Genomic DNA, 7013 nt, shown 5'->3' with positions numbered 1-7013 from the left:
GGCGCGTGCTGCGCCGGCGCCGTGCCGCCGAGCCGCCCGCGGAAACGCGCGACGAGCTCGACATCCTGCGCGCCCTCGCCGAGCGCCTCGGCAAACCCGCGCGTTGGTTCCCCACGGAGCCGGCCGAGGTCTTCGACGAGCTCGCCCGCGCTTCTGCCGGCGGCGTCGCGGACTACTCGGCGATCTCGCACGCCAGGCTCGACGCCGGCGAGGCTCTGCACTGGCCGTGCGGCAAAAACGCGCCCGGCGGGACGCCGCGGCTCTTCCTCGACTCCTTCGCCACCGCCGACGGGCGCGCCCGATTCTCGCTGCTCGTAGAGACGCCCGACACCTTCGACACCCGTGTCGCCGAGAGCCAGGTCGTGCTCACCACCGGCCGTCTGCTCGGGCATTACCAGTCCGGCGCGCAGACCCGCCGCGTGCCCGAACTCCTGCGCACCGACCCGGAGGTCACCGCGACCATGCACCCCGACACCGCCACCACCTTCGACCTCGTAGAAGGGGCGATGGTGCGAATCCGCGGGCGCGCCGGATCCATCGAGGCGCGCGTCCTCCTCGATCCCACCTTCCGCCGCGACACCGTGTTCGTACCCTTCCACTTTCCCGGCGCCGGGCGCGCGAATCTCGCCACCGAAGCGAGCCTCGATCCGCACAGCAAGATGCCTGATTTCAAGGTCAACAACGTCACGATGGAGGCGATCTGAATGTCTCACCGCACCCGGGTCATCATCGTTGGAGGCGGAATGGTCGGCGCCCGCTGCGCCGAGGAACTCCGCTCCCGCAGCAGCTCGGTCGACATCGTCGTTCTCGGCGACGAGCAGCATCTCGCCTACAACCGGGTACTGCTTTCCACCGCGCTCGCGGGCACCATCGATCCAGCCGGCACCGAATTACACCCCGCACGGTGGTGGAGTGAACGCGACATCGATTTCCGTACCTCTACTGCCGTGCAGTTCATCGACGTTGCCGCGCGAAACCTCCTCGCCGACGGCCCGGCGGGGCGTGAACAGCTGGACTTCGACCACCTCGTCTTCGCCACCGGCGCGCGTTCCTTCTTCCCGCCGGCCCTCACTTCCGCCAATGACGTCGGACGTCCGGAAATCCTCGGCCTTCGCGACCGGGAGGACTGCGAACGGGTGCTCGCGGCGGCGCGCGGCGCCCGGAACATCGCCGTCATCGGCGGGGGAGTTCTCGGCGTGGAGATCGCGGACGCGCTCGCGCGCAACCCGGCCGTCGCCGACCGCGGCGCGCGTGTGGCGCTGCTGCATCCCGGCGACGCGCCGATGGACAAGCAGCTCGGCGCGACCCCGGGCGCGATACTCGCGCGCTGCGTATGCGAACAGGGCATCGACCTCGTGCTCGGCGCGCGCGCCACCGGCGTCGAGGAGGGCGGACTACGGCTCAGCGACGGCGAGTTCGTGCCCGCCGATCTCGTCGTCGTATCCGCCGGCGTGCGGGCGAACACCGCACTCGCCGAGGGCGCGGGCGTTGACGTGCGGCGCGGCATCGTCATCGACGAACGCTGCGCCACGAGCGCGGGAGGGGTGTGGGCGGCGGGGGACTGCGCCGAATTCGAAGGCGTGCCCACCGGGACCCTACGGCCGGGTTGGGAGCAGGCTGAGGTCGTTGCCCACAACATCTGCGCTGAAGCTCCGCGCGCTATCGCCCACCGGCGGGAGGCCGTGCGACTCAAGATCGACGCGCTCGACGTCGCCTCCTTCGGGCGCTGGTGCGTGGAGCCGTTCGACTGGGAACCGGGAGGACCGGAAGTGACCGTGCTCTCCGACCCGGCGGCAGGCCGCTACGGCAAGCTCGTCGTCGAATCGGGGCGCATCGTCGGCGGCGTGCTCGTGGGGATGGACGACGTCGTCGGCGCGGTGACGCAGATGTTCGACTCAGGCGCACGGGCGCCGCTCGATCGGCTCGCGATGCTCACCGGAACCGAGTCGGCGGGGGTCGGTGGAGAGCCCGAACCGGCGGACATGCCCGGCGAGCACACGGTGTGTCAGTGCAACGCGGTGACCAAAGACGCTCTCGTCCGCGCACACGGCGACGGCGCGCGGGATGTTCCCGCCGTTGCCGACCGCACGCGTGCGACCACAGGGTGCGGGACGTGCAGGGCGAAAGTGGAAAAGATCCTCGGCTGGCTGGACGCGGAGGGCGCGCACACGCGTGAGACCGTCAGCGTGTGAGCGGGTTTACGGCCGCGTCGCGCCCAGTCAGTGCTCGCAGTTGCCGCGGACCCATTCGGCCGAACCGGCCGCCCCGTACTGCCGCTTCCAGATCGGCACCTCGGACTTGATGCGGTCGATGAGCTCGCGGCACGCCTCGAATGAATCGCCGCGGTGCGCGCTCGACACCGCGGCGGCGACCGCGACATCCCCGACCGCGAGCGTGCCCACGCGGTGCGCGGCGGCCACGCGAACCCCGAACTTCGCGGCGATCTCGCCGCACACCTGCGCCATGAAATCCGGTGCCGCCGGGTGCGAGGAGTACTCGAGAGAGGTCACGGTCTCGCCGGGGAGATCGCGGTCGTGGTCGCGCACGAGCCCGGTGAAACACACGGTCGCGCCGACCGAATCGGCGCGCACGAGCGCCTCGACCTCGGCCGGATCGAACGCCTCATCGCGGATCTCCGCGAGCAGAACGCTATTTCCCATGCCGGCCCCTTGCAGACGAATTGCCCTCTTCGTGCACGCCGGCGGCATCCCCGACCGCCTCGGACACCATGAGCAGATGGTCGAGCAGGGTGTCGAGCACAGCGAGCCCGTCGGCCACCCCGCCGCGCGAGCCCGGCAGGGTCGCGACAAAAGTAGAACCGGCGAAACCGGTGACCGAGCGGGACACGTCGGCCAGCGGGGTGTTCGCGCGGCCGTGCGCGCGCATCGCCTCGCCTACACCGGGCACCTCGCGGGTGAGCAGCTCGGAGACGGCCTCCGGCGTCCGGTCGTCCTGTGCGACACCCGTGCCGCCGGTGGTGAGCACGACCGAGGGCTTCGCGGCGAGTGCCTCCCGCAGCGCGACGGAGATATCCGCGTCGGCCACGAGAAGGGGACCTGCGACGTCATACCCCTTGCCGCGCAGCCAGTCCGCGATCTTCGGTCCTGTCTTGTCCTTGCGCTCGCCGAGGGCCCCGCGGGTCGAGGAGGTGAGCACGACCGCCGTGCGCGCCTCGCCCGGCTCGCGCGCGGCGAACTCGCGCAGTGCCCCGACCGCCTCCGAAAGTGCGGCGCCCGCAGGCCCCGCCTCGCCCCCTCGCGACCACGATCCCGAGCGGCCACCGGTCTTGGAGACGAGCCTGATGTCCTCCGCGCGCGCCGCGGGATCGACGGCCTTGACCATGTCGTGCAGGGTGAGCGCGGCGACGTGCACCGCGGTGAGCGCCTCCATCTCCACGCCCGTCTTTCCCGTCGTTTTCGCCGTCGCGGAGATCTCGATGCGGTCGACATTCGGGGTGAGCTCCACCTTGACGCCCGTCAGCGGGATCTGGTGGCACAGCGGCACGAGCTCCCAAGTGTGCTTCGCCGCGCCGATCCCCGCGAGCCGCGCGGTGGCGAGCACGTCGCCCTTCGGCATGCCGTCGCTCGCGATGAGGTCGATGACCTTCGCGGTCGTGACGAAAACGCCCGTCGCGGTAGCGGTTCGGCTGGTCACGGCCTTATCGTCGATGTCGACCATGCGCACCGCGCCGGCGGCATCGGTGTGCGTCAGCCCCGGTCCGCCTGCGGCGTTCTCAGGCGCGTCGTCGTTCTCGGGCTTGGAGTGCTTGGCCATGGCCCCAATCCTAGCGCCGCGCTTTTCGTGCCCGCCCGCCGCGCGCGTAGCCTGGGGAGCGAGACGAACAGGTGGAAAAGGAGGCGCGATGCTCCTCGACACGTTCGGGCGCGTGGCGCGTGATCTCCGCGTCTCGCTCACCGAAAAATGTAACCTGCGCTGCACCTATTGCATGCCCGCCGAAGGTTTGCCGCTGGTCCCCGCGGATCGGCTTATGACGTCGGAGGAAGTCGTCCGCCTCGTCGACCTCGCTATCCGCGATCTCGGCATCGCCGAGGTGCGCTTCACCGGGGGCGAACCGCTACTGCGCCGAGACCTCGAAAACATCGTCGCGCGGTGCCACGAGCTGCACCCGGCGGTTCCGCTCGCGATCACGACGAACGCGCTCGGCCTGGCCAAGCGCGCAGACGCCCTCGCCGCAGCGGGGCTCACGCGGGTCAACATCTCGCTCGACACCGTCGACCGGGCGACATTCGAGCGAGTCACCCGCCGAGACCGCGTCGACTCGTCCATCGCCGGGGTGCGCGCGGCGAAGGCCGCCGGGCTCGGTCCGGTCAAGGTCAACGCGGTGGCGATGCGCGAGACGCTCGCCGGCGCTCCGGAGCTGCTGAGGTTCTGCATGGACGAAGGTGCCGAGCTGCGCTTTATCGAGCAGATGCCACTCGAGGCGGAGCAGACGTGGCAGCGCGACGCGATGGTTACCGCGGATGAGCTGCTCGCGGTCCTGTCCGAACACTTCGAGCTCACCCCTGTCGGGCGCGACGATCCTGCGGCGCCCGCGGAACGTTGGCAGGTCGATGGCGGCCCCCACACCGTCGGTATCATCGCGTCGGTCACCCGGCAGTTCTGCGCCGCCTGTGACCGCACACGCGTCACGGCGGAGGGGACCGTTCGGCCGTGCCTGTTCGGAGACGACGAAACCGACCTGCTCACGCCACTGCGCGCCGGCGCGAGCGACGAGGAGATCGGCGAGCTCTGGAAACAGGCGATGTGGGGCAAGTGGGCCGGACACGGCGGGCTCACCGACGACCGCCCCCGCGCCAAGCGGACGATGGGAGGAATCGGTGGCTGAGCTCGTCACGCAGGCCGTCGAAGTCGAATATTTCGCCTGGGCCGCCGACACGGTCGGCACCGAAAGCGAGACGCTGCAGGTCGCCGGGGGTACGCTGGCCGGAGTCCGCGAGGCCATCGTGAGCACCCACGGCGAGAAGGCCGTCGAACTCCTCGACGCGTGCCGCTTCTTCGTCGACGAGGTCCTCACCCGCGACCTCTCCCGCCCGCACGGCCGCAAGGTCGACGTGCTCCCGCCCTTCACCGGAGGCTAACCGTGACCAGCTCGCTCATCCGTTCCTCCACCCGTGCGGCGACCTTCCGCCGCGCAGGCGCAGCCCTCGCCGCCACCGCGGTTCTCGCCGCCGGATGCTCGACCGATTCCGGTTCCGGTGCGGACTCGGAGCAGTCACAGGTCACCATCCGAATTGGCGCCGCGGCCTCGCTCTCCGATGTTCTCCCGCAGCTCATCGAGAAATTCAACGAGACCAACCCCGATGTGCAGGTCGAGTTCGAGCCCGCCGGTTCGCCGACGCTCGTGTCCCAGCTCATCGGCGGCGCCCCGTACAACCTCGTCATGCTCGCGAGCGAAGCCTCGCTGGAACCGGCGACCAAGGCCGGCGTCGTCACAGGCGAAGCGATATTCGCCCGCAACGTCCCGCAGATCGCGGTGCCCGCCGACAACCCGGCGCACATCGACGGGCTCGACGACTTCGCGGGCGAAGACGTCCGCGTCGCGTTGTGCGAGGTCGAGGTGCCGTGCGGCGCGGCAGCGAAGAAGGTCATCGACGCGGACGGGGTCCAGTTCGAGCCCGTCACCCGCGAGAACGATGTCACGGCGGTGCTCACGCGCGTGCGCACCGGCGAGGTCGACGCGGGCATCGTCTACCGCACCGATGTCGCCTCCGCGCGCGGCGATGTCCTAGGCATCGACGTCCCGGACGCCGAGGCCGCGACCACGAGCTACCCCGTCGCCCAGTCGACCGCCGACGACGGCGACGAGGCCGCGAACTCGGCTGCGGGCCGGTTCCAGGAGTTCCTCCTCACCCCCGAGGCGCAGGACATTCTCGCCAAGTCCGGATTCCTCGCGCCCGAGGGCAACTAGGGGTGCGTTCGCGCTCGCGCGCGGGAGGCGCCGCGCTCCGCGTTGCCGGCTGGATCGGGGTCGCGATTTTCGTCGCCCCGCTGCTCGCGCTGGTCATCCTCACCCCGCTTGGTCGGCTGTCCGAGCTCACCTCCGACGGCGCTGTCTGGGACGCGATCAGGCTCTCGTTGATCTGCGCCGTCTGCGCGACGGCGGCGTGCGCCGTCATCGGCACTCCCATCGCGGCGCTGCTCGCCGGCCCCGATTTCCGTGGTAAACGCGTGGTCCGTGCGCTGGTCACGGTGCCGATGCTGATGCCTCCCGTCGTCGGCGGTGCCGCGCTGCTCGCGCTGCTCGGCCGCCGAGGCGTGGCCGGCGAGCCGCTGTTCGACGCGTTCGGTTTCTCCATTCCCTTCACGACGGCGGCCGTGGTGATCGCCCAGGCCTACGTCGCTCTCCCGTTCTTCGTGATGAGCGTCGAAGGCGCGCTGCTGTCCCGCGACCGCGATGTCGAGGAGGCCGCCGCGGCATTCGGCGCGGACCCGGCGACGGTGTTCCGCAAGGTCACGCTCCCCGCGGTCTTCCCGGGGATCGGCGCCGGCGCTGTGCTCGCGGCGGCCCGCGCGCTCGGCGAGTTCGGCGCGACCGTGACCTTCGCCGGCAACCTCCAGGGCGTCACCCGCACCATGCCCTCGGAGATCTACCTCGCGCTGCAGACCGACCCGGACCGCGCGAACATCCTGTCGATCTTCCTCATCGTCGTCTCGCTCGCCGTGCTTATCGTGCTGCGCGGGCGCTGGGCGGACCGGGTGGGCGTGTCATGAGCGAATGCCCACATAGCCCCCGCGACCACGCACTCCGCCTCGCCGGCACGATCACCCGAGGCGAGTTCTCCGTCGCCGTCGACTTCTCCGTCGCGCCCGGCGAAGTCGTCGCGCTGTCCGGCCCGAACGGCGTCGGCAAAACCACCGTCCTCCGGTTCCTCGCCGGACTCGGCGGGATCCTCGGTCCTTCCGGGGCCTTTACCCTGGGCGGCGCGGACATGATCCACCTTCCGCCGGAACATCGCCGCCTCGCCTTCGTATTCCAGGAGCCTCGGCTTGTC

General features: G+C 70.6%; 9 protein-coding genes. 7 read left to right on the top strand and 2 right to left on the bottom strand.

Features of this window, described 5'->3' with window-relative positions:
- A partial coding sequence (locus K8V11_RS02300) for a molybdopterin oxidoreductase family protein (RefSeq protein WP_303910599.1) occupies positions 1–704 on the top strand: 704 nt, incomplete at its 5' end.
- On the top strand, positions 705–2192 hold the full coding sequence (locus K8V11_RS02295; protein WP_303910598.1) for an FAD-dependent oxidoreductase: 1488 nt from the start codon (positions 705–707) through the stop codon (positions 2190–2192).
- Positions 2193–2219: 27 nt separating this feature from the next.
- Here K8V11_RS02295 and K8V11_RS02290 read toward each other — a convergent pair whose 3' ends face one another.
- Together K8V11_RS02290 and moaCB are read right to left on the bottom strand one after the other, a co-directional pair.
- Positions 2220–2660 carry a molybdenum cofactor biosynthesis protein MoaE gene (locus K8V11_RS02290; RefSeq protein ID WP_303910596.1) on the bottom strand — a complete coding sequence of 147 codons (441 nt, stop codon included), beginning with the start codon at positions 2658–2660 and terminating at the stop codon, positions 2220–2222.
- Positions 2650–3774 (bottom strand): bifunctional molybdenum cofactor biosynthesis protein MoaC/MoaB, encoded by a 1125-nt coding sequence (gene moaCB, locus K8V11_RS02285; RefSeq protein WP_303910595.1) that lies wholly within the window; start codon positions 3772–3774, stop codon positions 2650–2652. The genes K8V11_RS02290 and moaCB overlap by 11 nt, the downstream gene beginning before the upstream one ends.
- Positions 3775–3862: 88 nt before the next feature.
- On the opposite strand from moaCB, the gene moaA reads away from it, so the two are divergent.
- From moaA to K8V11_RS02260, 5 genes are all read left to right on the top strand, one after another.
- The gene (gene moaA, locus K8V11_RS02280) at positions 3863–4846 is read left to right on the top strand and encodes a GTP 3',8-cyclase MoaA (protein WP_303910594.1); all 984 of its coding nucleotides are present in this window, start codon (positions 3863–3865) and stop codon (positions 4844–4846) included.
- Positions 4839–5099 (top strand): MoaD/ThiS family protein, encoded by a 261-nt coding sequence (locus K8V11_RS02275; RefSeq protein WP_067470762.1) that lies wholly within the window; start codon positions 4839–4841, stop codon positions 5097–5099. Before moaA ends, K8V11_RS02275 begins: the two co-directional genes overlap by 8 nt.
- A 2-nt stretch (positions 5100–5101) precedes the next feature.
- Positions 5102–5929 (top strand): molybdate ABC transporter substrate-binding protein, encoded by an 828-nt coding sequence (gene modA / locus K8V11_RS02270; protein ID WP_303910593.1) that lies wholly within the window; start codon positions 5102–5104, stop codon positions 5927–5929.
- A gap of 2 nt (positions 5930–5931) precedes the next feature.
- A complete protein-coding gene (gene modB, locus K8V11_RS02265; RefSeq protein WP_303910592.1) occupies positions 5932–6732 on the top strand; it encodes a molybdate ABC transporter permease subunit in 801 nt (266 codons plus the stop codon).
- The coding region (locus K8V11_RS02260) for an ATP-binding cassette domain-containing protein (protein ID WP_303910591.1) at positions 6729–7013 on the top strand (285 nt) is incomplete at its 3' end. The genes modB and K8V11_RS02260, both read left to right, overlap by 4 nt.

The organism is Dietzia timorensis (genome assembly GCF_020742175.1).
Taxonomy (GTDB): domain Bacteria; phylum Actinomycetota; class Actinomycetes; order Mycobacteriales; family Mycobacteriaceae; genus Dietzia; species Dietzia timorensis_A.
This window is presented reverse-complemented; position numbering and strand designations above follow the sequence as displayed.